Annotated in this window: 19 protein-coding genes; 13 read left to right on the top strand and 6 right to left on the bottom strand. The window is 64.5% G+C overall.

Annotated elements, in window-relative coordinates; all coding sequences use genetic code 11:
• The first annotated feature begins 170 nt into the window (after nucleotides 1-170).
• Nucleotides 171-941 carry an SDR family NAD(P)-dependent oxidoreductase gene (locus tag GGD65_RS28670; RefSeq protein WP_183237369.1) on the top strand — a complete coding sequence of 257 codons (771 nt, stop codon included), beginning with the start codon at nucleotides 171-173 and terminating at the stop codon, nucleotides 939-941.
• A gap of 326 nt (nucleotides 942-1267) precedes the next feature.
• On the opposite strand, the gene GGD65_RS28665 is transcribed toward GGD65_RS28670, so the two are convergent.
• Genes GGD65_RS28665 through GGD65_RS28655 form a run of 3 tightly spaced genes read right to left on the bottom strand, consistent with a single transcriptional unit; the run spans nucleotide 1268 to nucleotide 6919 of the window.
• A complete protein-coding gene (locus GGD65_RS28665) occupies nucleotides 1268-4642 on the bottom strand; it encodes an error-prone DNA polymerase (protein ID WP_183237368.1) in 3375 nt (1124 codons plus the stop codon).
• On the bottom strand, nucleotides 4639-6234 hold the full coding sequence (locus GGD65_RS28660; protein WP_183237367.1) for a DNA polymerase Y family protein: 1596 nt from the start codon (nucleotides 6232-6234) through the stop codon (nucleotides 4639-4641). The genes GGD65_RS28665 and GGD65_RS28660 overlap by 4 nt, the downstream gene beginning before the upstream one ends.
• Nucleotides 6131-6919 (bottom strand): ImuA family protein, encoded by a 789-nt coding sequence (locus tag GGD65_RS28655; RefSeq protein ID WP_183237366.1) that lies wholly within the window; start codon nucleotides 6917-6919, stop codon nucleotides 6131-6133. Before GGD65_RS28655 ends, GGD65_RS28660 begins: the two co-directional genes overlap by 104 nt.
• A 163-nt stretch (nucleotides 6920-7082) precedes the next feature.
• On the opposite strand from GGD65_RS28655, the gene GGD65_RS28650 reads away from it, so the two are divergent.
• The 3 genes from GGD65_RS28650 (at nucleotide 7083) to GGD65_RS28640 (ending at nucleotide 11487) form a co-directional block, all read left to right on the top strand.
• On the top strand, nucleotides 7083-8318 hold the full coding sequence (locus tag GGD65_RS28650) for a putative DNA modification/repair radical SAM protein (protein ID WP_179733992.1): 1236 nt from the start codon (nucleotides 7083-7085) through the stop codon (nucleotides 8316-8318).
• On the top strand, nucleotides 8318-9760 hold the full coding sequence (locus GGD65_RS28645) for a UdgX family uracil-DNA binding protein (protein WP_183237365.1): 1443 nt from the start codon (nucleotides 8318-8320) through the stop codon (nucleotides 9758-9760). The genes GGD65_RS28650 and GGD65_RS28645 overlap by 1 nt, the downstream gene beginning before the upstream one ends.
• A gap of 98 nt (nucleotides 9761-9858) precedes the next feature.
• Nucleotides 9859-11487 (top strand): inorganic phosphate transporter, encoded by a 1629-nt coding sequence (locus GGD65_RS28640; RefSeq protein WP_179733988.1) that lies wholly within the window; start codon nucleotides 9859-9861, stop codon nucleotides 11485-11487.
• A gap of 73 nt (nucleotides 11488-11560) precedes the next feature.
• Here GGD65_RS28640 and GGD65_RS28635 read toward each other — a convergent pair whose 3' ends face one another.
• Nucleotides 11561-12733, bottom strand: coding sequence for a M20 aminoacylase family protein (locus GGD65_RS28635; RefSeq protein ID WP_183237364.1), 1173 nt, complete (start codon nucleotides 12731-12733; stop codon nucleotides 11561-11563).
• Between the two features lie 199 nt (nucleotides 12734-12932).
• Here GGD65_RS28635 and GGD65_RS28630 point away from each other — a divergent pair, with 199 nt between their 5' ends.
• The 6 genes from GGD65_RS28630 to GGD65_RS28605 all read left to right on the top strand — a co-directional run bounded on the left by GGD65_RS28630 (nucleotide 12933) and on the right by GGD65_RS28605 (nucleotide 18396).
• Nucleotides 12933-14552 (top strand): GMC family oxidoreductase, encoded by a 1620-nt coding sequence (locus GGD65_RS28630; RefSeq protein WP_183237363.1) that lies wholly within the window; start codon nucleotides 12933-12935, stop codon nucleotides 14550-14552.
• Between the two features lie 11 nt (nucleotides 14553-14563).
• Entirely contained in the window at nucleotides 14564-15445 is an 882-nt protein-coding gene (locus tag GGD65_RS28625) for an alpha/beta fold hydrolase (protein WP_183237362.1), read from the top strand.
• 240 nt (nucleotides 15446-15685) lie between these two features.
• Nucleotides 15686-16630 (top strand): metallophosphoesterase, encoded by a 945-nt coding sequence (locus GGD65_RS28620; RefSeq protein ID WP_183237361.1) that lies wholly within the window; start codon nucleotides 15686-15688, stop codon nucleotides 16628-16630.
• Between the two features lie 14 nt (nucleotides 16631-16644).
• Complete coding sequence (locus GGD65_RS28615) at nucleotides 16645-16980, top strand: cupredoxin family copper-binding protein (protein ID WP_183237360.1); 336 nt, start codon at nucleotides 16645-16647, stop codon at nucleotides 16978-16980.
• 103 nt (nucleotides 16981-17083) lie between these two features.
• A complete protein-coding gene (locus GGD65_RS28610) occupies nucleotides 17084-17635 on the top strand; it encodes a sigma-70 family RNA polymerase sigma factor (RefSeq protein ID WP_183237359.1) in 552 nt (183 codons plus the stop codon).
• Complete coding sequence (locus GGD65_RS28605) at nucleotides 17632-18396, top strand: anti-sigma factor (protein ID WP_183237358.1); 765 nt, start codon at nucleotides 17632-17634, stop codon at nucleotides 18394-18396. The genes GGD65_RS28610 and GGD65_RS28605 overlap by 4 nt, the downstream gene beginning before the upstream one ends.
• A 153-nt stretch (nucleotides 18397-18549) precedes the next feature.
• Here the strand turns inward: GGD65_RS28605 and hpnO are convergent, their stop codons facing one another.
• Complete coding sequence (gene hpnO, locus GGD65_RS28600; RefSeq protein WP_018315705.1) at nucleotides 18550-19941, bottom strand: aminobacteriohopanetriol synthase HpnO; 1392 nt, start codon at nucleotides 19939-19941, stop codon at nucleotides 18550-18552.
• A 141-nt stretch (nucleotides 19942-20082) separates the two neighbouring features.
• Here hpnO and GGD65_RS28595 point away from each other — a divergent pair, with 141 nt between their 5' ends.
• Nucleotides 20083-20718, top strand: coding sequence for a DUF2147 domain-containing protein (locus GGD65_RS28595; protein ID WP_018315704.1), 636 nt, complete (start codon nucleotides 20083-20085; stop codon nucleotides 20716-20718).
• On the opposite strand, the gene GGD65_RS28590 is transcribed toward GGD65_RS28595, so the two are convergent.
• The gene (locus GGD65_RS28590) at nucleotides 20686-23274 is read right to left on the bottom strand and encodes an MMPL family transporter (RefSeq protein WP_183237357.1); all 2589 of its coding nucleotides are present in this window, start codon (nucleotides 23272-23274) and stop codon (nucleotides 20686-20688) included. The genes GGD65_RS28595 and GGD65_RS28590 overlap by 33 nt on opposite strands.
• A 462-nt stretch (nucleotides 23275-23736) precedes the next feature.
• Between GGD65_RS28590 and ispH the strand changes: the two genes are divergently transcribed.
• A complete protein-coding gene (gene ispH / locus GGD65_RS28585) occupies nucleotides 23737-24663 on the top strand; it encodes a 4-hydroxy-3-methylbut-2-enyl diphosphate reductase (protein ID WP_183237356.1) in 927 nt (308 codons plus the stop codon).
• Nucleotides 24664-24699: 36 nt separating this feature from the next.
• Nucleotides 24700-25860, top strand: a complete 1161-nt coding sequence (gene hpnH, locus GGD65_RS28580) for an adenosyl-hopene transferase HpnH (RefSeq protein WP_018315701.1) — start codon at nucleotides 24700-24702, stop codon at nucleotides 25858-25860.
• The last annotated feature ends 454 nt before the right edge of the window (nucleotides 25861-26314 follow it).

Genomic DNA, 26314 nt, shown 5'->3' with positions numbered 1-26314 from the left:
GTCGCAAGTCGAGCCTCGAAGGATGCACGGCCGAGGTGGCAGCCGGGCTGTCGCTCTTCGAGGCCTCCGCTACGCTCCGGCACCTCAGGGTGACGGTCGAACAATGGGATTTGCGGCGATGCCGCGCACGCGGCTACACTCTCCACGACCAACAAAAAGGAAACCCAACAATGGATCTCGGTCTCAAAGGCAAGAACGCCATCGTGCTCGGCGGCACGCGCGGCATCGGGCGGGCGATTGCGGAGACGCTCGCCGGGGAAGGCACCAATGTCGCGGTGTGCGCGCGCAATGCCGATCAGGTCGCGACCACCGTTGCCGAGCTGAAGGCGAAGGGCGTCAACGCCACCGGCGGCCCGGTCGACGTGACCGACGGCGCGGCGCTGAAATCCTGGATCGAAGGTGCCGCAAAAGAGCTCGGCGGCATCGACATGCTGTTCTCCAATGCCGGCGCGATGGCGCAGGGCCACGATGCCGCATCCTGGCAGCAGAATTTCCAGCTCGACGTGCTCGGCGCCGTGCACGCGTTCGATGCCGCGCGGCCGTTCCTTGAAGCCAGCGGCGAGAAGAGCGGCGACGCCGCCTTCGTCATCATCTCCTCGATCTCGGCGGCGCAGGCGGACACGGCCAGCTCCTACGGCCCGATCAAGGCGGCGCTGATCCACATGGCCAAGGGACTGGCGCGGCAATTTGCGAAGAAGAAGATTCGCGTGAATGTGGTGTCGCCCGGCACCGTCTATTTCAAGGGCGGCGTCTGGGAGATGGTCGAGAAGAACATGCCCGAGCGTTACAACGACGCGATGAAGCGCAATCCGACCGGCCGGATGGCAACGCCGCAGGAAATCGCGAGCGCCGCGGTGTTTCTGGCAAGCCCGGTGTCGGGGTTTACGACGGGGTCCAATCTCGTCGTGGACGGCGCGATCTCGAACCGGGTGAATTTTTAGAAGGGCACACTGTCATCGCCCGACTTGATCGGGCGATCCAGTATTCCAGAGACGGCGCGGCTAGAGCCGAGAAGCCGCGGCGTACTGGATACCCCGCTTTCGCGGGGTATGACGGCTGAGCGTGGGGCACGCTACTTCAACAGATTCGTCATTGCGAGCGTGAAACTCGTAGGGTGGGCAAAGCGACTTGTCCGCCGTAGCTCGAAGAGCGAAGGCGGAAGCGTGCCCACGTCTTCGCGACGAGCCGCAAAAGGAGGTGGGCACGGCGCTTAGGCGCCTTTGCCCACCCTACGGCAGCCGTACGTGGCAGCACTCCGCGCCACCCCTCAATGAAAATCCCGCGATGGCGGCAGGATGCGGACGTTGCGGGGGTGGCGGTGTTTTTGCGCCGGCATGTCCGTGAGCGCGCGAGGGTCTTCGTTAAGCGGCTCGACCACGGTGGCACCTGCCGGCACCGGATGCTTGCGGCTCAGGGCGTCGTTGGCGAGGCCGACCAGATCGTGCGAGCGATCGATCATGCGCTGGGCGATGAGATGCGTCACCTTCTCGGGACTGCTCTGGATATAGCCTTCGACCAGGATGAGGCGCGCGCCCATCACCTCTTTCCGGTACTGCTCCATGATCTTGGGCCACACCACGACATTGGCGATGCCGGTTTCGTCCTCCAGCGTCATGAACACGACGCCGCTGGCGCTGCCCGGCCGCTGCCGCACCAGCACCACGCCGGCGCAGCGGACGCGCCGCCGCTCGTTCGCGTGGCTGACATCCTTGCAGGCGACGACGCGCTCGCGCGAAAACATCTCGCGCAAGAATTCCATCGGGTGCCCCTTCAGCGATAGCCGGATGGTCTGGTAGTCCGCGACCACCTGCTCGGAACGCGGCATCACCGGCAGCGGTTGCGCGTGCTCGTCCGGCTGCTCGCGCGCGGTCGCCGCCTCGAACAGCGGCAGCGGCACGTCGTCGGGCAGCCGCCGCACCTGCCACAGCGCCTCGCGACGGTCGAGCCCGAGCGAGCGAAACGCGTCGGCATCGGCCAGCAGGATCAGCGCGCGCTTGGGCAGGCCGGTGTCGCGGGCGAAATCCTCCAGCGAGGTGAAGGGGCGACGGTTACGGGCGGCGATGATGCGGTCGGCCCAGTCCTCCTGAGTGACGTAGACTTTGCCTTGCCGCTTCGCCTGCTCCTTCTTGAGGACCTCCTCATCGGGATCGAGCCAATGGAAGCCGTCGATCTGGCGAAAGCCAAGGCGGACGGCACAATACCTGCCGTCAGTATTCTCCAGCGTGTTCTGCGCAAAACTATAGGACACGTCGATATCGCGCACCTCGACGCCGTTCTTGCGGGCATCGCTGACGATCTGTGCCGGCGCATAAAAGCCCATCGGCTGCGAGTTCAGGAGGCCACAGCAGAAGGCGTCGGGGTGATGATATTTCAGCCATGACGAGATGTAGACGAGCTGGGCGAAGCTCGCGGCGTGGCTCTCCGGGAAGCCGTAGGAGCCGAAGCCCTTGATCTGGTCAAAGCAGCTTCTGGCAAAGTTGGCATCGTAGCCGCGCGCGACCATATTGCCGATCAGCTTCTCCTCGTATTGGCCAATGGTGCCGACATTGCGGAAGGTCGCCATCGAGCGGCGCAGGCCGTTGGCTTCCTCGGACGTGAATTTTGCCGCCTCGATCGCGATGCGCATGGCCTGCTCCTGGAACAGAGGCACACCCTTCGTCTTGTGCAGCACCTTGTAGAGCTCGTCCGCGGGGCCATGCTCGGGCGATGGTGAAGGATAGGTCACTTTCTCAAGCCCGTTCCGCCGCCGCAAATACGGATGTACCATGTCGCCCTGGATCGGACCCGGGCGCACGATGGCAACTTCGATGACGAGATCGTAGAAGATCCGCGGCTTCAGGCGCGGCAGCATGTTCATCTGGGCGCGGCTCTCTACCTGGAACACGCCGAGCGATTCCCCGTCACACAGCATGTCGTAAACCTTGGGGTCGTCCTGGGGAACGCTCGCCAGCACAAAACGCTCGCCTTTGTGGTCTGCGATCAGATCAAAACATTTCCGGATGCAGGTCAGCATGCCCAGCGCGAGCACGTCGACCTTCATCATGTTGAGCGCGTCGACGTCGTCCTTGTCCCATTCGATGAAAGTGCGGTCGTCCATCGCCGCGTTGCCGATCGGGACATAGGTGTCGAGCCGGTCCTGCGTCAGCACATAGCCGCCGACGTGCTGGGACAGGTGGCGCGGAAATTCGATCAGCTCGGTCGCAAGCTCGACAGCAAGGTTGATCATGGGATTTTGTGGATCGAGCCCGGCCTGCCTGACCTGCATGTCGTTGAGACCCTTGCCCCAGCTGCCCCAGACGGTGTCGGCGAGCGCGGCAGTGACGTCCTCGGTCAGGCCCAGCGCCTTGCCGACGTCGCGGATGGCGCTGCGCGGGCGATAGTGGATGACCGTTGCGATGATCGCGGCACGGTGGCGGCCGTAGCGGCGATAGACATATTGCATCACCTCCTCGCGCCGCGAATGCTCGAAATCGACGTCGATGTCGGGCGGCTCCAGCCGCTCCTTGGAGATGAAGCGCTCGAACAGCAGATCGACCTTGGTCGGATCGACCGAGGTGATGCCGAGCACGTAGCACACCGCCGAATTCGCCGCCGATCCCCGCCCCTGGCACAGAATGTTCTGGCTGCGCGCGTAGTGCACGATGTCGTGCACGGTGAGGAAATAATGTGCGTATTTCAGCTCGGCGATCAGCGCGAGCTCTTTGTTCAACGTCGCGCGCAGCTTGTCGTCGATCTTACCTCCAAAATATTTATCGACGCCCGCCCAGGTCAAATCCTCCAGATGCCCTTGCGCGGTCTTGCCCGGCGGCACCGGCTCGTCCGGATACTGGTATTTGAGCTGGTCGAGCGAGAAGTCGATCTTCCCCGCAAAACGCATGGTCTCCGCGATCGCCTCGGGGATATCGCGGAACAGCCGCGCCATCTCCCTGGGCGTCTTCAGAAACCGCTCGGCATTGGCTTCCAGCTTCCGTCCGACTGCCTCGATCGTGGTCTTTTCCCGAATGCAGGTCAGCACGTCCTGAAGCGGACGGCGACCGGGATCGTGATAAAGCACCTCGTTGGTCGCGAGCAGCGGCACTTTTGCTTCGGCGGCGAGGTCATCGAGCCGTGCCAGGCGGCGCCGGTCGTCGCCGCGATAGATCAAGCTCGCGGCCAGCCACACGCCTTCGGCGCGGCTCGCCTTTAGTTTTGCAAGCACATCCAGCGCCTGCGCCGGCTCGAAGCGATGCGGCAACGTCAGGACCAGGAGCTGGCCTTCCGAAAATTCCAGGAGATCGGCGAAGGTGAGACGGCACTCGCCCTTCTCGATCCGCGTGATGTCGTCGCCGCGCTTGCCTTTGGTCAGGAGCTGGCACAGCCGGCCATAGGCGGCGCGGTCGCGCGGGTAGACAAAAATGTCGGGCGTGCCGTCGATGAAGACGATGCGCGCACCGATCAGCAGTTTCGGCTTGTGCAACACCTTGTCATTGTCGAGCTCATTCCAGGCCCGCACCACGCCGGCGAGCGTGTTGTGGTCGGCGATTCCGATCGCGGGAATGCCGAGCTTGCTCGCCTGATGCACATAGGCTCGCGGATCCGAGCCGCCGCGCAGGAAGGAGAAGTTCGTGGTGATGCCGATCTCGGCATAGGCGGGGCTATTCATGCGAAAAGACCGTGCACATACCAGCCGGGAGAAGCAGGCTCACCGTCGCCGTCGAACACCTCCCCCTCGTAAAGTCCATCGCGAAAAATCCAGAAGCGCAGGCCCTCGGCGTCCTCGATGCGAAAGTAATCCCGCGTCAGCTGCTTGCCGTCCTGCCGCCACCATTCCATCGCGATACGCTCGGGTCCTTCCACCCGCACCACGGCATGCAGCGCGCGGCGCCAGGTGAACTGATGCGGCGGACCATCCGGCACGGCCGCGAACGGCACCTTGATCGGCTCCGGCTTGTCGAACAGCCTTAAGGGACGCAGCGGCGGCTCGCTTTCGGTCCGTGCCGGCCATTCGGCCTGCATGGCGGCGGCGAGATGATGCTGCGCCGGCGCGGCCATCACAGCGCATTCGGGGATATGGGTATCCTCAGGCAGGTGCACGACGACGCGCTTTCCGCCGATGCGCGCGGCGATGCGGTCGATCAGCGCGGCAAGCTCGTCATTGTCGTGGACATGGGCGTCGAGATCGCGCTGCTCCTGCACCACGATCTCGGTGCGGCTCGCCGACAGGCGAACCATGTCGAAGCCGAAACCGGGATCCAGCGGATCGGCGAGCGCGTCGAGGCGCTCGCGAAACAGCCGGTCGATCACCGCGCTTCGCGTCACCGGACGTCCGGTCTCGACCATGATCGCGCGCACCACGCCGTCGGTGCGGAAGAACGCGGCTTCCAGCCGGCGCGCGCCCTTGCCCTGCTTCTCCATCGACGCGATCAGCGTGTCCGTCAGCCGCGACAGCGTCATTGCGATCATGGTGTCGGTCGCGATCGGCTCGGCGAAACGCTTCTCCACGATGTAATCGGGCAGCGGCTTTCGCGGGTTGATCGGCGCATCGCCCTGCCCTAGCGCATGTGCGAGCAGCGTGGAGAACCGCGCCCCGAACCGCGCCGTGATCTCGCTCGGCGAGCGCGCGGCGACGTCGCCGATGGTCTTGAGGCCGGCGCGGCGCAGGCCGGTGGTGATGGCTTCGTCCGCACCGAGCGCGGACACCGGAAACCGGCTGATCGCCCTCGCCTCTTCGCCATCGGCAACGATGGTGCCCGTGGCCTGCCGCGTCAGCGTGCGCGCGCAGACCGAGGTGCCGGCGATTGCCGCGCTGACGGCAAAGCCTTGTCGGCCGAGCGCACGAACCAGCGCTTGCAGCAACGCAGCCTCGCCGCCGAACAGATGCGCACAGCCGGTGATGTCGAGGAACAGCCCATGCGGCGGGTCGAGCGCGACCAGCGGCGTGAAGCGGTCGCACCAGTCGGCGATGTCGCTAAGCGTCTTCGCATCGGCCGCGACATCGGCATCGAACACTTTCAGGTCCGGGCACATCGCCCGCGCATTGGCCAGCGGCTGACCGATGTACAGGCCGAGGCGCTCGGCAGCCTCGTCCAGCGCATGGATCACCAGCGCATTGTTGTCCTTGATGACGACGATGCTCGGCTCATTATTGGTTTTACCCAGCCCGGCGCTGTTGAAGAACCGCTGGATCCGGTCGATGGGCAGGCGCGGCAGCCACAGGCTGAGAATACGTCGACGGTTCACTGAACTGGCACTCATCACAATTCCATTCCATGATCCACCGGCCGCAGGGGCCATGACGATTACGCAAGAGTTCGGCATCGAAACGCGGCGCGCCCCATGCGTCCCACACCGATCCCGGCGGCGAATGCGCCGCGCGCAGCATCCACCTGGTCTCCGCGGTCGAAGGCAGCGGCTGCGCCGCCATCCGCAGCATCAGGCCGGTGACGCCGGAGCTTTGCGCGGCCAGCGTCAGCTTGCGGCTCGCCACGAGATCGAACTGCCTGGTCTCGCCCCAGAGCTCGAGCACGACGGCGCCGAGCGCATCGCAAGCGAGCGCATCGGCCGAGGTACGCAGCGCGCTCTCGACATCGGCGGCGCGCACCATCACCACGCGGCGCGGATCGAGGCCGAGCTCGGCGAGCCCGCTCATCGACAGCGCGCCTGCCTCTATCTCCAAGAAATCCTGCCGTACCCACAGCAACGGCCGCTGCGCCGAGACGCGCCCGGCAAGCCCCATGACGAAGCCGGTCGCGGCCGTCCCCTGCCGTCCCTCACAAAACACCTCGTGGATCGCCGCGCGCGCGAGCCCGCCCTTCAGCGCGTTGTCGGCTTCGCTATGACCGAGTGCGACGCGATCGTGCGGATGCACGACCGTCGCCGTCTCGATACGCTCGATCTGGCCGCGCAAGGTCGCAAGCGCGCTTGTCCGTGCGCCGCTCATGCTCGCCGCTCCTTCAGAGGTGATTGCCGATGGCTCTCAAAAAGAGAACCAGCGGCTGGCTCATTTGTTCATGATATGTTCTAATATAAAGCTAACGGCGCGTAGAGAGTCAATCGAATTGGCGCGCAAGCGGATTCATGAGCTGAATCAAAGGGATTCCAAGATGGACGTACAACGCAAGCTGGAAATCCTGGCGGACGCCGCCAAATACGACGCGTCCTGCGCCTCCAGCGGCACCGAGAAGCGGGATTCCAGCGACGGCAAGGGCATGGGCTCGACCGCGCCCGGCATGGGCATCTGCCATTCCTATGCGCCGGATGGACGCTGCATCTCGCTGCTCAAGGTGCTGCTGACCAACGCCTGCAATTACGATTGCCTCTATTGCGTCAACCGCGCCTCCTCGAATGTGCCGCGCGCCCGCTTCACCGTCGACGAATTGGTCAAGCTCACGCTCGACTTCTACCGTCGCAACTACATCGAGGGCCTGTTTCTCTCCTCCGGCATCATCCGCAGCCCCGACTACACTATGGAGCAGGTGGTGAGCGTCGCGCGAAAGCTGCGCGAGGAGCATCACTTCCGCGGCTATATCCATCTCAAGACCATTCCCGAGGCCGACGATGCGCTGATCGCGGAAGCCGGCAAATATGCCGATCGTCTCTCCATCAACATCGAGATGCCCGAGGAGACGAGCCTGCAGCAATTCGCGCCGGAGAAGGACGTGCGCGCGATCCGCCGTACAATGGGCCGGCTGCGGCTGAAGCTCGACGAGGCCGAGGAAGGCCGCAGTGCGAAGACCAGGGCCAAGCCGCAGCGCTTCGCGCCGGCGGGCCAAAGCACGCAGATGATCGTCGGCGCTGATGCTGCCTCCGACCACACCATTCTCCACACCAGCGCCAATCTCTACGGCGCCTACCGCCTGCGGCGCGTCTACTACTCCGCCTTCAGCCCGATCCCCGACGCCAGCCGCGCCTTGCCTCTGGTGCAGCCGCCGCTGCTGCGCGAGCACCGGCTCTACCAGGCCGACTGGCTGATGCGGTTCTACGGCTTCGACGTTGCGGAGATCGTCGACGACAGCGCGATGCTGCCGCTCGACATCGATCCAAAACTCGCCTGGGCGCTGCGCCATCGCGACCGCTTCCCGCTCGACGTCAACCGCGCCAGCCGCGAGGAGCTGCTGCGCGTGCCGGGCTTCGGCACCAAAACGGTCGAGCGCATCATTACGACGCGGCGCACCACCACGATCCGTCTCTCCGATCTCGCGCGGCTGCACGTGCCCAAGCACAAGGCCCTGCCATTCATCGTCCTCAGCGATCACCGCCCCTCGCCGCATCGTCTCGATGCCGCCGGGCTGATCGAGCGCTTCAAGCCGAAAGCAACTCAATTGGGATTTGGCTTCTGATGCAATACATCACCCTCGACAACGAAACCGATTTCGACGGCTGGCGCAAAGCCGCGCGCAGCCTCGTGCTTCATCATGTGCAGCCCACCGATGTCACCTGGACCGTGCGGGGCGGCGAAGTCGATTTGTTCGCGCCGCAAGCGCCGTCTCCGATCCTCGAGGTGAACGACGGCACCTTCAATGTCTCCGCAAAATTTGTCGAACTCGCCCAGGCCGCAATCCTGCACCGCGATATCAAGCGCTTTGCGATCCTCTATCGGCTGCTGTTTCGGCTGAAGGACAACCACGACCTCATCGAGGTCGCGACCGACCCTGATGTCGCGCAGGTCACGGCGATGGCGCGAGCGGTCCATCGCGACGAGCACAAGATGCACGCCTTCGTCCGCTTCCGCGAGGTCGGACGCGAGCGCGCAGCGCATTACGTCGCCTGGTTCGAGCCGGAGCATCACATCGTCGAGCTCGCCGCGCCGTTCTTCGCCAAACGCTTCGCAGACATGCCCTGGTCGATCCTGACGCCGGACCTCTGCACACATTGGGACGGCCACGCGCTCGCGTTCACGCCGGGCGTCAGCAAGAGCGATGCGCCGGGCGAAGACCGGCTGGAGGAAACCTGGCGGCGCTATTACGCCAGCATCTTCAATCCAGCCCGGCTCAAGGTGAAGGCGATGCAGGCCGAGATGCCGAAGAAATATTGGAGGAACCTCCCCGAGGCTTCGATCATTAAGCCCTTGATCGAGGACGCCGAGCGCATGACCGGCGCCATGATCGCCAATGCCGCAACCGATCCGCACAAGCCTCAGAAGCGGCCGGAGGCTCCGATGAAACGCAAGCGAGCTGCCGACGATCTCGAAGCGCTCCGCGAGGAGGCCGCGCATTGCCGCGCCTGCCATCTCTACAAGGACGCGACCCAGACCGTGTTCGGCGAGGGCCCGAGATCCGCCAATATCATGCTGGTCGGCGAGCAGCCCGGCGACAAGGAAGATCTGGCCGGCCATCCGTTCGTCGGTCCGGCCGGCCAGATGCTCGACCGTGCGCTGGAGGAGGCCGGTGTCGATCGCAAGAAGGTCTATGTCACCAATGCGGTGAAGCACTTCAAATTCGTGCCGCGCGGAAAGATCCGCCTGCACCAGAAGCCGAATACGCCGGAGATCCGGGCCTGCCGGCAATGGTATGAGCGGGAAGTCTTGGCAATTCAGCCTGATCTAATCGTGGCGATGGGTGCCACCGCCGCGCAAAGCGTGTTCGGCAAGATCACCCCCATCGGCAAGACCCGCGGCCGGCTCATCGACCTTCCCGACGGACGCAAAGCGCTGGTGACGGTGCACCCGTCCTATCTGCTGCGGCTGCCCGATCCGGAAGCCAAGGTGCGGGAATATCAGCGCTTTGTCGACGATTTGAAGATCGCTGCCGGCTTGCAGAAGAGAGCCGCGCGGGCCGCCTAAATACTGGCAGGAAAACGGTTTTCAACCGCCGCTTGTCATCCAGCCTTCAAATCCATCGCGGACAATACCCTTACTTCAAAGTTAAGGGGCGTCCAGACATGACCGATGTAGCATTCGACCGCGCGGTAGCCGATCCCGCGCCGATCCAGCCGGCCTCGCGGCCAAATCTCGACAAGGGCTTCAATCCGCTGACGATGATCCTGTTCTTCGGCATCCTCGCCGCGGGCCTGCTGTTCGTCGCCTACAGCATCTATGTCGACGTCAACGCGACCGGCGCGCGCGTGACGAGCTACCTGCCCTACATCCTGTTGTTCGTCGCGCTGCTGATCGCGCTCGGCTTCGAATTCGTCAACGGCTTCCACGACACCGCCAATGCGGTGGCGACCGTGATCTACACCCATTCGCTGCCGGCCGAAGTCGCGGTGATGTGGTCGGGCTTCTTCAACTTCCTCGGCGTGCTCATGTCCTCCGGCGCGGTCGCCTTCGGCATCGTCTCGCTGCTGCCGGTCGAGCTGATCCTGCAGGTCGGCTCCAGCGCCGGCTTCGCGATGGTGTTCGCGTTGCTGATCGCCGCGATCCTGTGGAATCTCGGCACCTGGTTCTTCGGCCTGCCCGCCTCCTCGTCGCACACGCTGATCGGCTCGATCATCGGCGTCGGCGTCGCCAACGCCGTCATGCGCGGCCGCGACGGCACCTCGGGCGTGGACTGGACCAAGGCGACCGAGATCGGCTACGCGCTGCTGCTCTCGCCGCTGTTCGGCTTCATCTGCGCCGCGACGCTGCTGCTGCTGCTCAAGTTCGTCGTGCGCAATCCGGCCCTGTATGCCGCGCCCGAGGGCAACAAGGCGCCGCCGCTCTGGATCCGCGGCCTCTTGATCGCGACCTGCACCGGCGTCAGCTTCGCGCACGGCTCGAACGACGGTCAGAAGGGCATGGGCCTGATCATGCTGATCCTGATCGGCACCGTGCCGACCGCCTACGCGCTCAACCGCGCGCTGCCGGAATCCCAGGTCGCCCAGTTCCAGAAGGTCTCGGATGCTGCTTCCAAGGTGATCGCGGCCAAGGGTGCCGGTCACTCGATCATCGGCGATCCCCGTCCTGCGGTGACGCAGTACATCACCTCGCACCACATCAGCGAAGGCACCTACCCCTCGCTGTCGGTGCTGGTGAAGGATGTCGGCGACCAGGTCGCGAAATACGGCTCGCTCAACAAGGTGCCGGCGGAAGTGGTCGGCAATACCCGTAACGACATGTACCTGACCTCGGAAGCGATCCGCTTCCTGATGAAGGACAAGGAAAACGACCTCAACAAGGAAGAGGTCGCGACCTTGAACGCCTACAAGGGCGGGCTCGACAGCGCCACGAAGTTCATCCCGACCTGGGTGAAGGTCGCCGTCGCCATCGCTCTCGGCCTCGGCACCATGATCGGCTGGAAGCGCATCGTCATCACGGTCGGCGAGAAGATCGGCAAGAGCCATCTCACCTACGCGCAAGGCGCCTCGGCCGAGCTGGTGGCCGCCGCTACGATCGGCGCCGCCGACGTGTTCGGCCTCCCGGTCTCCACCACCCACGTGCTGTCGTCCGGCGTCGCCGGCACCATGGCCGCGAACGGCTCGGGCCTGCAAATGGCGACCATCCGCAATCTGCTGATGGCCTGGGTGTTGACGCTGCCCTGCGCGATCATGCTGTCGGCCACGCTCTACGTGATCTTCTCGCGGATCTTCTGAGCAATCACGCTCCTCAAAGACAAAGGACCCGTGCGATGCACGGGCCCTTTTCATTTGCGCTTGAAGCTCGGCGTTACGACGCCGCGAGCGATTCCTCGACCAGCTTGACCCAGTAGGACGTGCCGAACACGATCGCCTCGTCGTTGAAATTGTAGGCGGGGTGATGCAGGCCGGCGCTGTCGCCGTTGCCGCAGAAGATGAAGGCGCCGGGCCGTGCTTCCAGCATGTAGGCGAAATCCTCGCCGCCCATCAGCGGCGGCATCTCGTGCACATTGGCATCGCCGGCAACCTGCTTTGCAATGCGCCGCGCCACCTCGGTCTCCGCGGCGTGGTTGTTCACGACCGGATAGTTGCGCTGGTAGCGCAGGTCGATCTTGGCGCCGGTGATTTGCGCGACGCCCGCCACCACCTCATGCACGCGCTTCTCGACCAGCTTGCGCACCTCGGGCGAGAGCGTGCGGATGGTGCCCCTCAGTGTCGCGGTCTGCGGAATGACGTTGCGGGCGTTGCCGGCGTGGAATTCGCAGATCGAGATCACGGCCGATTCCAGCGGATCGACGCTGCGCGCGACGATCGACTGCAGCGCGGTGATCACCTGCGCGCCGACCAGCACGGAATCGACGCATTTGTGCGGACGCGCGGCATGACCGCCGAGGCCCTCGATCATGATATCGACCTCGTCGGTCGCTGCCATGATCGGGCCCGGCCGGATCGCGAACGAGCCGATCGGAATACCGGGGCCATTGTGCATGCCGTAGACCTGCTCGATGCCGAAGCGCTCCATCAGGCCGTCCTTGACCATGGCCGCGCCACCGGCGCCGCCCTCCTCGGCGGGCTGGAAGATCACGACCGCATCGCCGGCGAAATTGCGAGTTTCGGCGAGGTAGCGGGCGGCCCCGAGCAGCATCGCGGTGTGGCCGTCATGGCCGCAGGCGTGCATCTTGCCCGGGGTCTTGGAGGCGTAAGGCAGGTTGGTCTGCTCCTCGACCGGCAGCGCATCCATGTCGGCGCGCAGGCCGATCGTCTTGAGCCCCTCGCCAGCCGGCTTGTTGCCCTTGATCACGCCGACCACGCCGGTCTGGCCGAGCCCGCTGACGACCTCGTCGCAACCGAACTCGCGCAACCGGTCCGCGACGAATGCTGCAGTGCGATGAACATCGTACAGCAGCTCGGGATGCTCGTGGATGTCCCGGCGCCAGGCCTGAATATCGGGTTGAAGGTCGGCGACGCGGTTCACGATGGGCATGGAAGGTCTCAAGCTTTGTTGAAAATGCAGGATTGTCTACCATGCAAGCGCCAGTCCACCCAACTGCCGCGGGCCGAGGGTAACCCTGTCCTCTCGTCATGGCCGGGCTTGTCCCGGCCGTCCACGTCTGACTATTAGAACAGAAAGTGCGTGGATGCCGGGACAAGCCCGGGCATGACGCCGGTTGGGTGGAAGCAGAATGCCGAGACGGCTCGAGGGTGAATTTGATTACATTGTCGTCGGGGCCGGTACGGCGGGCTGCATCGTCGCCAACCGGCTGTCGGCCGATCCCGGCAATCGCGTCCTCGTCCTCGAAGCCGGCGGCGACGACAACTGGATCTGGTTCCACATCCCGGTCGGCTATCTCTTCGCGATCGGCAATCCGCGCTCGGACTGGATGTTCAAGACCGAGGCCGAGCCTGGCCTGAACGGCCGTTCGCTCGCCTATCCCCGCGGCAAGGTCATCGGCGGCTGCTCGGCGATCAATGCCATGATCTCGATGCGCGGCCAGGCCGCGGACTATGACCACTGGCGACAGCTCGGCATGACCGGCTGGGGTTATGACGACGTGCTGCCGCTGTTCAAGAAGCTCGAAGACCACTTCCTCGGCGCCAGCGAGCATCACGGCGCCGGCGGCGGCTGGCGCATCGAGGCGCCGCGGCTGTCCTGGGACGTTCTCGATGCCGTCGGCGATGCCGCCGAGGAGATGGGCATCAAGCGCATCCCGGATTTCAACACCGGCGACAACGAAGGCACGAGCTACTTCCACGTCAACCAGAAGCGCGGCCGGCGCTGGTCCTCGGCGCGCGGCTTCCTCAAGCCCGCCTTGAGGCGCCCCAATTTGCGGCTCGAGAAGCACGTGCTGGTCGACCGCCTGATCATCGAGCAGGGCCACGCCGTCGGCGTGCGCTTCATCCAGAACGGAGAGCTGATCGAAGCGCGAGCGAAACGCGAGGTGGTCCTGTCGGCCGGCTCGATCGGCTCGGTGCAGGTGCTGCATCGCTCCGGCATCGGCCCTGCCGACTGGCTGTCGCCGCTCGGCATCGACATTGTCATGGACAAGCCCGGCGTCGGCCGCAATCTGCAGGATCACCTGCAGCAGCGTGCGATCTACAAGGTCGAGGGCGTGCGCACGTTGAACGAGACCTATTACAATCTGTTTCGCCGCGGATTGATGGGCCTCGACTACGCCTTCCGTCGCCGCGGTCCCCTGACCATGGCGCCGTCGCAGCTCGGCATCTTCACGCGCTCCGACGCGACGCGCGCCCGCGCCAACATCCAGTTCCACGTGCAACCGCTGTCGCTCGACAAGTTCGGCGATCCCCTGCACCGTTTCCCGGCCATCACGGTCAGTGCCTGCAATCTTCAGCCGACCTCGCGCGGCACCGTGCGGCTGCGTTCGGCGAGCCCTGACGAGAAGCCGATCATCGCGCCGAATTATCTGTCGACCGACGACGACCGCCAGGTCGGCGCCGACGCCATCCGCACCACGCGCCGCCTGATGCAGCAGAAAGCGCTGGCACGATACCGCCCGAGCGAGTATCTGCCCGGCCCCTCCGTCGGCGACGACGATGCCTCGCTCGCAAAGGCTGCCGGCGATATCGGCACCACCATCTTCCATCCCGTCGGCACGGCGAAGATGGGCGCGGTGAGCGATCCCATGGCGGTGGTCGACGAACGCCTGCGATTCTACGGGCTCGAAGGCCTACGCATTGTCGATGCTTCGATCATGCCGACCATCACCTCCGGCAACACGAATACGCCGACGGCGATGATCGCCGAGAAGGGCGCGACGATGATTTTGGAGGATGCGAAGTAGCATCCTGTCGCATGATCAATCCTCACCGCTTTTCAATCGGCCCCGCCGACGCAGCGATCGCCATGCTGCAATGGGGTGAAAGCGGCAAGCCGCCTGCTCTGCTCGTGCATGGCACCGGTTTCGTCGCCGACGTCTGGGACGAAGTCGCGCGCGAGCTAGCATCGACCTATACGGTCTATGCGCTCGACCGCCGCGGCCATGGCGCCAGCCACAAGCCCGGCGCCTATCACTTCCTGGACTATGCCGAGGATGTCTGCCGGGTGATCGATGCACTCGAGCTGCGCGACGTCTACGGCATCGGCCACAGCGCCGGCGCCACCGACCTGCTGCTGGCGGCAAATCTCTTGCCCGGACGCTTCACACGCCTGTTCGTGATGGAGCCGACTATCATGGACCCGCGCGCGGCGCGCCCTGGAGGGTTGGGCGAGGAATCCCTGTCGCGAGTCCAGGGCACGCTGCGCCGGCGCGCCGAATTCGACAGTGCTGAGGCCGTCTTCGAACGCTATCGCACCGCGCCGGCGTTTGCGGATTGGACCGAGACCTCGCTGCGGGCCTATGTGCGCCACGGCTTCGTGCCGCTCGACGATGGCCGGGTGCGGCTCTGTTGCACGCCGGAGATCGAGGCCGCAATCCTGCGTCCGATCTACGAGGCGATGGAGCAGGTCTATGTCGGCGATGCCCGCGGTAATCCGTTTGCCTCGCTCACCGAAATCGACTGCCCGGTGCGCGTCACGACCGCGGCGAAGTCCGGTCCGATCTACTGGGAGATGGCGCGACGCGCGGTGTCGCTGATTCCGCGCGTCAGCACGCTGGTGTTCGAGAACGCCGGGCATTGCGTGGCGCAAGAAGTGCCGGAGCGTGCGGCCGAGGCCGTGAGAGAGTTCGCAAAATAGTCTCGTGCCCCGGACGCAGCGCAGCACGCAGTGATGCGCTGCTGAGCCGGGGCCCATCTCACCGCGTGCCGTGCCGCCTTCTGGGTCCCGGCTCTGCACCGCATCACCAAGAGGTGCTGCGTTGCGCCCGGGACACGAGACTTCCCCTCACGAAATCGTCATCACCTCCCGCGAATAAGCCCCCTCCTCCGCTGATCACCTCCTCTGAAAGCCCAATTCCGGGCGACGTGGAGAGATGCGATGAGCGGACATGATCACGGCGGCGACGGCGTCAGCCGCCGCAAGGTGCTGGAATGCATGACCTGGGCCGGCACCGGGGTGCTCTGGACCGTCGCCGGCGGTGTGCCGCGCTCGCTCGGCATCATCGATTCCGCACAGGCTGCGATCGAAGCCGCGCCCGGCATGAGCTTCCTCCAGATCAGCGACAGCCATGTCGGCTTCGACAAGCCGGCCAATCCCAACGCACTCGGCACGCTGGAGGAGGCTGTGGGCAAGATCAACGCGATGCCGGCCAAACCGTCCTTCATGATCCATACCGGCGACATCACGCATCTGTCCAAGGCCGCCGAATTCGACAATGCCGAGCGCATCATCTCGCAGAGCAAGCTCGATGTGCACTACGTGCCCGGCGAGCATGACTTCCTCGACGAGGAGGTGAAGTTGTATCGCGAGCGCTATGGCCGCGGCACCAAAGGCCAGGGCTGGTATTCCTTCGATGCCGGCGGCGTGCACTTCATCGGCCTCGTCAACGTCGTCGACCTCAAGGCCGGCGGCCTCGGCAATCTCGGCGCCGAGCAACTTGCCTGGCTCCAGGACGATCTGCGCGGCAAGTCGAAATCGACGCCGATCGTGCTGTTCGCCCACATCCCGCTCTGGACCGTCTATCCGGAATGGGGCTGGGGCACCGAGGACGGCGGCCGCGCGCTGGAACAGGCGAAGGGTTTTGGCTCGGTCACCGTGCTGAACGGACACATTCACCAGGTGATGCAGAAGGTCGAGGGTAACGTCACCTTCCACACCGCGCGCTCCACCGCCTTCCCGCAGCCGGCGCCGGGAGCCGCCGCCTCGCCCGGACCGATGAAGGTCGAGGACGCCAGGCTCCGCGGCATGCTCGGCGTTGCCAGCATCAACTTCAAGCAGAACGAGCAGCGGCTCGCCATCATCGACACGCCGCTCCAGGGCTAAGGTGGAAGCTGACAATGAAGACCCTCAACCGCCGCGCCTTCGGCATCGATCTCGGCCTCGCTCTGGCCGCGGCCATCCTGCTGCCCGCAACAAGCGCTCGTGCCGACGACATGGAGATCCATATCGACAATTTCGTCTTCCAGCCGGCCGAGCTCAAGATCAAGGCCGGCACCACCGTGACCTGGACCAACCGGGACGACATCCCGCACACCGTGGTGTCGGCCGGCAAGTTCAGGTCCAAGACCCTGGACACTGACGACAAGTTCTCTTTCACCTTCACCAACGCGGGCGATTACAAGTATTTTTGTTCGCTGCACCCGCACATGACGGGGATGATCAAGGTTGAGTAACGTCTCCAACCAAGGCATCAACGTCTTGCCCGGCCGGTGGTCCCACGCCGGCCGGGCTCCTGCGTCTCCGGCGACATCAGGCGAAACGGCAAATCGAGCGGCGATGCCACCGACAAGCGACGATCTGGACAAGGCGCAACGCTTCCGCGAAGCGGCGCTGCCCCATCTCGACGACGTCTACACGCTCGCCCGCTACCTACTGCGCGATGCCTCCGACGCGGAAGATGCGGTGCAGGAGTGCTATCTGCGCGCGCTGAAGCACTTCGCCAGCTATCGCGGGCCGGCGATGAAGCCATGGCTGTTCGCGATCCTGCGCAATGTCTGCAACGCCGAGTATGCGCGGCGCGCGCATCGGCCCAGCGCGATCGAGGACACGCCCGGCGCCAACGAGCAGACGCCGATATGGCAGGAGAGCGAGGCAAGTCCCGAGACCGAAGTGCTGCGCAGCCGCGATGCTGGCGCCATCCGCAGGCTGATCGACGCGCTCGCCGAACCGTTCAGGGAAGTCTTCGTGCTGCGCGAGATCAACAACCTGTCCTATCGTGAAATCGCCGAGACCATCGGCGCGCCCATCGGCACTGTGATGTCCCGCCTCGCCCGCGCCCGTACCCTGCTGCGCGCGGCCTGGACGGCGGAGGAGGAGCAAGCGAAATGACCTGCGACGAAGCAAGAATTATGCTTCACGCGCTGCTCGACAGCGAGCTCGATGCCGGCCACGCGCGCGAGGTCGAAGCCCATATCGCCAGCTGCCCGGACTGCGCGGCGGAGCTTGCCGCACAGCGCGAGATGCAGGGCGTGCTCGCCAATACCAGTCTGCGCTACACCGCGCCGGCAAGCCTGCGCACGCGGATCGAGGCCTCGCTACCGAAGCCGCAGCCCCAGCCGACCCGCCGCTCCGTGCTGCGTGGCTTTGCGATGGGCTCGGCGGTCTCCGCGCTCGCCGCAACCGGAATCGTCGCCATCGTGCTGCGCCAGGACGATCAGCAGCGCATCCTCTCGGAAGTCGTCTCCGCGCATCTGCGCTCGCTGCAGGCCGGCCACCTCACCGACGTGATCTCGACCGACCAGCACACGGTCAAGCCGTGGTTCAACGGCAAGCTCGATGTCGCCCCGCCCGTGATCGATCTCACCGCGCAGGGTTTTACCCTGGTCGGCGGCCGGCTCGACTATATCGACGCCCGCGCCATCGGCGCCGTCGTCTACAAGCGTCGCCAGCACGTCATCAATTTGTTCGTGGCGCAGACCGCGAGCACTGAGCATCGGCCGCCGAAGACCCAGACCATGCAGGGCTTCAACTGCCGCCGCTGGGGCGAGCGCGGCCTGAACTTCTGGGCCGTCAGCGATATCGGCGCCGACGAGCTCGCCGAGTTCGTCGACAAGTTCGAGACAGCGATGAAGGCGAATGTGGAGGGGTAGATCTTGCTACACCATCATTGCGAGGAGCTCGCGATAAAATTGCGAAGCAACTTTGCGCTAGCGACGAAGCAATCCCCAGGTTGCCTCCGCAGAGACAGTCTGGATTGCTTCGCTTCGCTCGCAATGACGATTGCCGGGATAGCTCGGCCGGATTCAGGCCGACCGTCGCACCGCGTTGTCCACCAGCGTCTTGCCGAGCGACCAGATCGCGCCGGGGACCTTATGGCTGCCGGCGATGACGTCGTCGAACGCCTTTTCGATCCAGCTGCAATCTTCCTCGGTGATGGTGAGCGGCGGCAGCAGCTTGATGGTGTGGCTGCCGTGACCGGCCACTTGCGTGAGGATCTTGTGATCCTTGAACAGCGGCACGGTGATGAGCTGGCAGAACAGGCCCTTGTTGGCTGTCTCCAGCACGTTCCAGGAGGCGCGCAGCCGCAGCGACTTCGGCGGGCCGAACTCGACGCCGATCATCAGGCCCTTGCCGCGCACTTCCTTCATCAGCTCATAGCCGGGCACCATGCGCGTCAGCGCGAGGCGCAGCTCGGCGCCGCGCTTGGCGGCGGACTCGATCAGCTTCTCTGACTCCATCACGTCCAGCGTGGCGATGCCTGCGGCCATCGCGAGGTCGTTCTTGGAGAAGGTGGAGCCGTGCACCACAGCGCGGTCCATCTGGTTGAAGATCTTGTCGAAGATGGCCTTGCGCGTCAGCACCGCGCCGACCGGCACGTGGCCGCCAGATAGTGACTTCGACAGCAGCACCATGTCGGGCTCGACGTTCCAATGCTCGACCGCGAGGAAGCGGCCGGTGCGGCCCATGCCGGTCTGGATTTCGTCGGCGACGAACAGCGTGCCGTACTTCTTGCAGAGCGCGGCCGCGCCCGGCAGGAACTCGTCGGTGGGCATGTTGACGCCCTTGCCCTGGATCGGCTCGACCACGAACGCCGCGACCTCGCGCGAGGCCAGCGCCTTTTCCAGCGCGGCCAGATCGTTGAACGGGATCGAGGTGCAGCCCGGCAGCAGCGGCTCGAAACCGGTGCGGAAGTTCGAATCACCCGTCAGCGACAGCGCGCCATAGGTCAGGCCATGATAGCCGTGGGCGCAGTAGACGATGCCGGGGCGGCCGGTGGCGCCGCGCGCGAACTTGATCGCGGCTTCGACGCATTCGGCGCCGGAATTGGCGAAGAACGCCTTGTCCAGATAGGGGACATATTTCAGCAGCCGCTCGGCGAGCACACCGGCAAGCACGGAGACGTCGAACTGGACGAGGTTGGGCAGGTCGGCATCGAGCACGCTCTTGAGAGCGTCGCGCATGACCGGATGATTGCGCCCGATCGCAAACACGCCAAAGCCGGACAGCAGGTCGAGATAGCGCGCGCCGTCGCGATCGTAGAGATACTGCCCCTGCCCCTTCTGGAAGCCGACATCGTAGCCGATGGTCTTGAGAACCCGAACGAACTGCTCGTTCAGATACCGATTATGCAGGGTGCTGCGCTGGGCCTGACGGTCCGCGAAAAGCTCAGACATGTCTGGATTTGGGCTGTGCATCCGTTACATACTTCGGTTGAGGGCCGTCTCGTCAACTGAAAAGGGACCGTTACTGAAAACGGTCTGTGCGGCCTTTTGCCCTTTTTCGGACCATCTTCGCAAGCACAGCTTTAGCCCATGTTGCACTGCCAAGGAACTATCATGCGTTTAGCCCTTTACACCGGACTAATACTGGTTGGCGGTTACACCTGCCTGACCCCGGCGCTCGCCGCGGATCCCACCGGCGACTGGCGGGTTGCCGACGGCGTCGCCAACATTCGCGTCGCCCAATGCAATGGCAGCATGTGGGGCGCGGTTTCCTGGGAAAAGCAGCCCGGCGGCCGCGACGAGAACAATCCGGATGCCTCGAAAAAGACCAGGCCGACGCTGGGCATGGCGACGCTGATCGACATGAAGAAGAAGCCCGGCGCCGATCAATGGGAAGGGCAGGTCTACAACGCCAAGGACGGCCAGCTCTATAGCGCCACCATCACGCCAGCCGGCGCCGACCAGCTTGAAATCAAGGGCTGCGTGATGGGCTTCCTCTGCGGCGGCGAGACCTGGACCCGGGTCGGCCCGCCGATCCCCTTGAGCACCGCCAATGCCATGGCCAAGGGCGCGCCCAAGTCCACCGGCGCGGCGCCGAAGGCTCAGGGCACGATGGGCGCGACAGCGGCGCCTGCGCCGGCGGCGGCCCAAAAGAGCGCCACCGCCCCCGCAAAGCCGGGTCAGAAAGGTGCCGCCGACCCGGTCGGCGACATCTGCCTACTCCCTGAGATTGCGGGGTTTGCCCATTAGGGCCGGCTGGAACAGCAGCACGGCGGCGAGCGTCGTCACCAGCGAGAGTGCCAGCAGCTTGCCCATGCTGGACGTGCCGGGATGGCTCGACAGCCACAGGCTGCCGAACGCGGTCGCCGTCGTCAGCGCGCTGAAAAAGATCGCGCGTGTCAGGCTGGTCTGGAGCAGATTTGTCCTGCCCGAGCGCCAGGCCACGACATAATAGATCTTGAAGGCGACGCCGACGCCGAGCAGCAGCGGGAACGCGACGATGTTGGCGAAGTTGAGCGGCAGGCCGATCAACACGCAGATCTCGAGCGTCACCGCGCCGGCGACCAAGAGCGGCACCAGCGTCATCAGCACGTCGACGAAGCGGCGCAGCGTGATCCACAGCAAGAGGCCGATCACCAGCAGCGCGTAGATGCCGGCGTGGATGAACGCCCGCACCACGGTGTCGCCGGATTTCAGGATCGAGACCGGCCCGCCGATCGCGGTCGGCTCGGCAACGAGCACCGCCGCTGCAAATCTGCGCAGCGTGTCGTTGTCGTTGGGATCGCCCTTGGGCAGCGCCTCGACGCGGATGATGCCGTCCTTGCTCTTCCAGGCACTGACGAGATCGGGCGGCAGTGAGCTCAGGGTGACGGGCCCGGCCTGCATCGCGTTCCTGAGCTGGTCAAACACGATCTTCATCGGCGTGACGAACACGTCCTGCGCCTTGTTGCGCGTGGCCTCGTCGCCATTGGCGAGCTTTTCGAGCGCGTCTGCCAGACGGCGCGAGGCGATCGAGCCCGGCCCCTTCGCATCGCCCGCGGTCCGGCGCAGATTGTCGATCGAGGATTTCAGCGCCTCGACGTTTTCCTTGTCAGTCGGCGCCGCATCGATCTGATCAGGGTTGAGTGCGGGGTTCAGCACCTTGGCGCCCTGCGCGAGCAGCTTCAGCTTCGGCGGCTGATCCTCCGGCACGAAGCTGTTGAGCGACATCACCCGCAGCACCTCGGGCACCTTTTCGAGCTTCGCCTCGACCTGCTTTGCCTGCTCCTCGGACGTGGTCATCACGTTGATGGCATTGGCGCCGGTGTTGGGATCCTTGCGCAGGTCGAGGAAGGTCGCGATCGATTCCGCCCTCGGGTTGCGCAGGTTCATCGGGTTGAAGTCGAACTTCATGAAATAGAGTAGCGGCAGGCCGGCGAGCGCCAGCATCAGCGTGCCGCCCACGACCAGCACGCGGTGCTTCTCCAGAAAGTGATCGAGCGGCGCCAGGAAGGCGTAACCGACTGGCTCCTTCTCGCCGGGTGGATTCAGCAGCTTCAGCATGGCCGGCAGAACGGTGATCGAGGAAAGGAACGCCACCAGCATGCCGACGCCGGCGATCTGGCCCAGCTCCGCGATGCCCTTGTAGTCGGTCGGCATGAAGCAAAGGAAGCCGGCCGCGGTCGCCATCGCCGCGAGCGACAGCGGCACCGCCGAGCGCTTCGCCGCCAGCACCAGCGCGCCCGTGAGATCGTTGTGCTTGTAGCGCTCGGAGCGGTAGCGGACGCTGTACTGGATGCCGAAATCGACGCCGAGGCCGACGAAAAGCACCGCGAATGCGATCGACAGCAGATTGAACGATCCGACCATCATCAGGCCGGCGGCGGTCGTCAGCGCGAGGCCGACGAAGAGATTGACGAACACCGCGAAGATGATCTTCGACGAGTGCAGCGCCAGCCACAGGATCAGCAGCACGACGAGGACCGTGCCGACGCCGTTGACGACGGCGCCTTCCTGGACGGTCGCATATTCCTCGTTGGCGATCGGGACCGGACCGGTCAGCCGCACCCGGGCCTGGTATTTGGTCGCAAAATCCAGATCCACTGCGGCCTTGCGGATCGCGTCGGTGGCATCCTTGCCGGGCTCCAGCGCGTTGTAGTCGAGGATCGGCTTGAACTCGATGAAGGCGCGCTTGTCCGAATCCTTCAGCGGCTCGTCACTGACGAGCTCGCGCCAGGAGAAGCTCGCATTGCCCTTGTTGAGCACGGTCTCAACCGTCTGCGCGATCAGGTTGAACGGACGCTCGGTGTTATCGAGCTTGACCTGCCCGCGCTTGACGCCGGCGAGTCCCGTCTCCAGCGCGCCGGTCAGGCCGCGGATCGAGGGATCGCCAGCCATGATCTCGATCAGGGGCGCTGCAGATTCGAATTGGCTGGTGATCTTGCCGACCTCTTCGGTCGGCAGGAACAACAGTCCGTTCTTTTCGAAGAACTCGCCGCTGCCGAGCTGCTGCAGGGACTGGAAGTTGGTCTTGTCGTCCTTCAGCCTGGCATAGAGCGCGTCCGCCGCGGCGCTCGTCATCTCCGGGGTCCGGGCCTCGATCACAGCCAGGATCGTTTCGTTTTGATCGAACGCCTTGTCGAACTGCTGGTCACGCTTGCGCCAGTCGAGGTTCTGGGAAATCAGCGAATTGATGTCGGTGTTGATGGCGAAGTGGCGCGCAGCGTAATAGCCCGCTCCCACCGACAGCAGGAGCCCGAGAACGACGACGAGGGAGGCAAACCGGGTGCAGGCCCTGACGATGGCAACGACTACGCTTTGCAGCACTTCTTTTCTTTCTGCGGTTAACAGCTTGCCGGAAACGCCCGCTGTTTATCGGAGTTCCCGGGCGAAACCTATTGCTGTTTTGAGAGGCTCTCGCCGCCAGAAGGTTCGAGGTAAACGGCGGCAGACCGTGGCAAAATCATGCGGGGCGGTCGGTATAGCCGGGGAGTTGAGGCGGGAACGTGACGAAGAGCTGGTCACTGATGTCGCTGGCTTGCATTCACCCATGCCTCTACTATAATACCGTAAAATTAGCCCGGCGGGGAACCCAGGTCCATTCGACCTTCCCTTGCCGCCGATTTTTTGCCACAGAGTATTGCGCCTCCATGCGCCGGAGCCCCGACGGGGGTGGGTGGCTACCGCGTGCGCGGACCAATGGTGCGGATATTGCAACGCATTGGTCAGTATCGAGGTGCCGCCGGGACTTACGAAGCGGATTGGTGCAACTTGCGTGATGGGCGACCAATGGAAGTTTATCTGGCGCAACCGCGCGGCTTCTGCGCGGGCGTGGTGCGTGCGATCGAGATCGTAGAACGGGCGTTGCAGAAGTACGGCCCGCCCGTCTACGTGCGCCATGAGATCGTGCACAACAAATACGTCGTCGAGAGCCTGAAAAACAAAGGCGCCATCTTCGTCGAGGAGTTGTCCGAGGTGCCGCCGAAGGCGGTGACGGTCTTCAGCGCTCACGGAGTCGCCCGCAGCGTCGAGGAAGAGGCCGCCGCTCGCGACCTTCCCGTGCTCAATGCCACCTGCCCGCTGGTCACGAAAGTTCACAATCAGGGGAAGCGCTACATCACCAAAGGCCGCACGCTGATCCTGATCGGCCATGCCGGCCACCCCGAGGTCGAGGGCACGATGGGCCAGGTTCCCGCCCCCGTGCTGCTTGTCCAAAGCGTTCAAGAGGTTACGGCCCTGACGCTGCCGGCGGATACGCCAGTGGCCTACATCACCCAGACCACCCTGTCGGTCGACGACACCAAGGATATCATCGCGGCCCTTCAGACCCGCTTTACAGATATTCAAGGTCCGGATATCCGGGATATCTGCTATGCGACACAGAACCGCCAATCTGCGGTAAGGGACTTGAGCAAGCTGGTCGACGTGATCTTGGTGGTGGGCGCTGCCAATAGCTCGAATTCGAACCGGCTTCGCGAAATCGGCACCGAAGCCGGCGTTGCGAGTTATTTGATTGCCGACGGCAGCGAGCTCAATCCGGAGTGGTTGAAAAATGCCAGGACCGTCGGCATCACGGCCGGCGCTTCGGCGCCCGAGGTACTCGTGGATGACGTGATCGAAGCGATGCGGCGAATCGGACCGGTCAAGGTCCAGGTGTTGCCGGGCCGCGAGGAAAACATCGAATTCCGGCTTCCGGCCCAACTGGCTGCGAGCTGACCCACCCGAATTGAAAAGCCCAGAAAGAAACTTGTAATGGCCATCCCCTTCTTCAAGGAAATGCGTATCGGCGGCTATTTGCTCAAGCAGAAACTGCTTGGCCGCAAGCGCTATCCGCTCGTGCTGATGCTGGAGCCGCTGTTTCGCTGCAACCTCGCCTGCGTCGGCTGCGGCAAGATCGATTATCCGGATGCGATCCTCAACCGCCGCATGACCGCGCAGGAGTGCTGGGACGCGGCCGACGAGTGCGGCGCGCCGATGGTCGCCATTCCCGGCGGCGAGCCGCTGATCCACAAGGAGATCGGCGAGATCGTGCGCGGCCTCGTTGAGCGCAAGAAGTTCGTCTCGCTCTGCACCAACGCGCTGCTGCTCGAGAAGAAGCTCGATCTGTTCGAGCCCTCCCCGTATCTGTTCTTCTCCGTGCATCTCGACGGCCTGAAGGACCATCACGACAAGGCCGTGTCGCAGAAGGGCGTGTTCGACCGCGCCGTCTCCGCAATCAAGGCGGCCAAGGCGCGCGGCTTCACTGTCAACGTCAACGCCACCATCTTCGACGGCCATCCGGCCGAGGAGATCGCGAAGTTCCTCGACCTCACCGTCGAGCTCGGTGTCGGCGTCTCGATGTCGCCCGGCTACGCCTATGAGCGCGCGCCGGACCAGGAGCACTTCCTCAACCGCACCAAGACCAAGAAGCTGTTCCGCGACGTCTTTGCGATGGGCAAGGGCAAGAAGTGGAATTTCATGCATTCCGGCCTGTTCCTGGACTTCCTCGCCGGTAACCAGGAATACGAGTGCACGCCCTGGGGCATGCCCGCGCGCAATATCTTCGGCTGGCAGAAGCCCTGCTACCTGCTCGGTGAAGGCTACGCCAAGACCTTCAAGGAGCTGATGGACACCACCGACTGGGAGACCTACGGCACCGGCAAGTACGAGAAGTGCGCCGACTGTATGGCCCATTGCGGCTACGAGCCGACCGCGGCGACCGCAGCCCTCAACAACCCGCTGAAGGCGATGTGGGTGTCGCTGCGCGGCATCAGGACCTCTGGTCCCATGGCGCCGGAGATCGACATGAGCAAGCAGCGCCCGGCGCAGTACATTTTCTCGGCGGAAGTGCAGAAGCGCCTGTCGGAGATCCGCAAGGACGAGGCCGAGGCCGCGCAGGCGAAGGCCGCGCAGAAGGCTTCGACCGCGGCGTAAAGCGCCAATCATATCTACAACCGAGAAAGGCCCGATCGCCAACGCGACCGGGCCTTTGTCTTGTGCGCCGTCAGACGAGCGGCCCGTGTCCCGGACGCGCTGCAGCGCTCTTTGCGCTGCTGCGCAGAGCCGGGACCCAGCAGCCGCGTGCTGTATCGATGCATGGGCCCCGGCTCTGCAGCGCACCGCCGAAGAGGCGCTGCGCCGCGTCCGGGGCACGAGTCGCGAGTGTGTTGCCCGCTCTCTCCACGCCGTCATTGCGAGGAGCTCTTGCGACGAAGCAATCCCGACTGCCTCCGCGGAAAGATTCTGGATTGCTTCCGCCTTCGCCGAGGCTTCGGCGGACAAGTCGCTGCGCTCGCAATGACGGAGAGGGCGGCACCAGCTTGCTTTTGCCATGCGCTCTTGCTCGCAGACACGCGTCAACATTCTCGCGGCTTCTTTCGCCCGAGCT

Origin of the sequence: Bradyrhizobium sp. CIR18, from assembly GCF_014198295.1 — a bacterium.
Taxonomy (GTDB): Bacteria; Pseudomonadota; Alphaproteobacteria; order Rhizobiales; family Xanthobacteraceae; genus Bradyrhizobium.
The sequence above is the reverse complement of the archived record's forward strand: the minus strand, read 5'-3'. Positions and strand labels throughout refer to the sequence as shown.

What these genes read in the sequence shown, in the direction of transcription:
- GGD65_RS28670 (WP_183237369.1), top strand. Translation starts at nt 171, where the DNA reads ATGGATCTCGGTCTCAAAGGCAAGAACGCCATCGTGCTCGGCGGCACG.
- GGD65_RS28665 (WP_183237368.1), bottom strand. Translation starts at nt 4,642, where the DNA reads ATGAATAGCCCCGCCTATGCCGAGATCGGCATCACCACGAACTTCTCC.
- GGD65_RS28660 (WP_183237367.1), bottom strand. Translation starts at nt 6,234, where the DNA reads ATGAGTGCCAGTTCAGTGAACCGTCGACGTATTCTCAGCCTGTGGCTG.
- GGD65_RS28655 (WP_183237366.1), bottom strand. Translation starts at nt 6,919, where the DNA reads ATGAGCGGCGCACGGACAAGCGCGCTTGCGACCTTGCGCGGCCAGATC.
- GGD65_RS28650 (WP_179733992.1), top strand. Translation starts at nt 7,083, where the DNA reads ATGGACGTACAACGCAAGCTGGAAATCCTGGCGGACGCCGCCAAATAC.
- GGD65_RS28645 (WP_183237365.1), top strand. Translation starts at nt 8,318, where the DNA reads ATGCAATACATCACCCTCGACAACGAAACCGATTTCGACGGCTGGCGC.
- GGD65_RS28640 (WP_179733988.1), top strand. Translation starts at nt 9,859, where the DNA reads ATGACCGATGTAGCATTCGACCGCGCGGTAGCCGATCCCGCGCCGATC.
- GGD65_RS28635 (WP_183237364.1), bottom strand. Translation starts at nt 12,733, where the DNA reads ATGCCCATCGTGAACCGCGTCGCCGACCTTCAACCCGATATTCAGGCC.
- GGD65_RS28630 (WP_183237363.1), top strand. Translation starts at nt 12,933, where the DNA reads ATGCCGAGACGGCTCGAGGGTGAATTTGATTACATTGTCGTCGGGGCC.
- GGD65_RS28625 (WP_183237362.1), top strand. Translation starts at nt 14,564, where the DNA reads ATGATCAATCCTCACCGCTTTTCAATCGGCCCCGCCGACGCAGCGATC.
- GGD65_RS28620 (WP_183237361.1), top strand. Translation starts at nt 15,686, where the DNA reads ATGAGCGGACATGATCACGGCGGCGACGGCGTCAGCCGCCGCAAGGTG.
- GGD65_RS28615 (WP_183237360.1), top strand. Translation starts at nt 16,645, where the DNA reads ATGAAGACCCTCAACCGCCGCGCCTTCGGCATCGATCTCGGCCTCGCT.
- GGD65_RS28610 (WP_183237359.1), top strand. Translation starts at nt 17,084, where the DNA reads ATGCCACCGACAAGCGACGATCTGGACAAGGCGCAACGCTTCCGCGAA.
- GGD65_RS28605 (WP_183237358.1), top strand. Translation starts at nt 17,632, where the DNA reads ATGACCTGCGACGAAGCAAGAATTATGCTTCACGCGCTGCTCGACAGC.
- hpnO (WP_018315705.1), bottom strand. Translation starts at nt 19,941, where the DNA reads ATGCACAGCCCAAATCCAGACATGTCTGAGCTTTTCGCGGACCGTCAG.
- GGD65_RS28595 (WP_018315704.1), top strand. Translation starts at nt 20,083, where the DNA reads ATGCGTTTAGCCCTTTACACCGGACTAATACTGGTTGGCGGTTACACC.
- ispH (WP_183237356.1), top strand. Translation starts at nt 23,737, where the DNA reads ATGGAAGTTTATCTGGCGCAACCGCGCGGCTTCTGCGCGGGCGTGGTG.
- hpnH (WP_018315701.1), top strand. Translation starts at nt 24,700, where the DNA reads ATGGCCATCCCCTTCTTCAAGGAAATGCGTATCGGCGGCTATTTGCTC.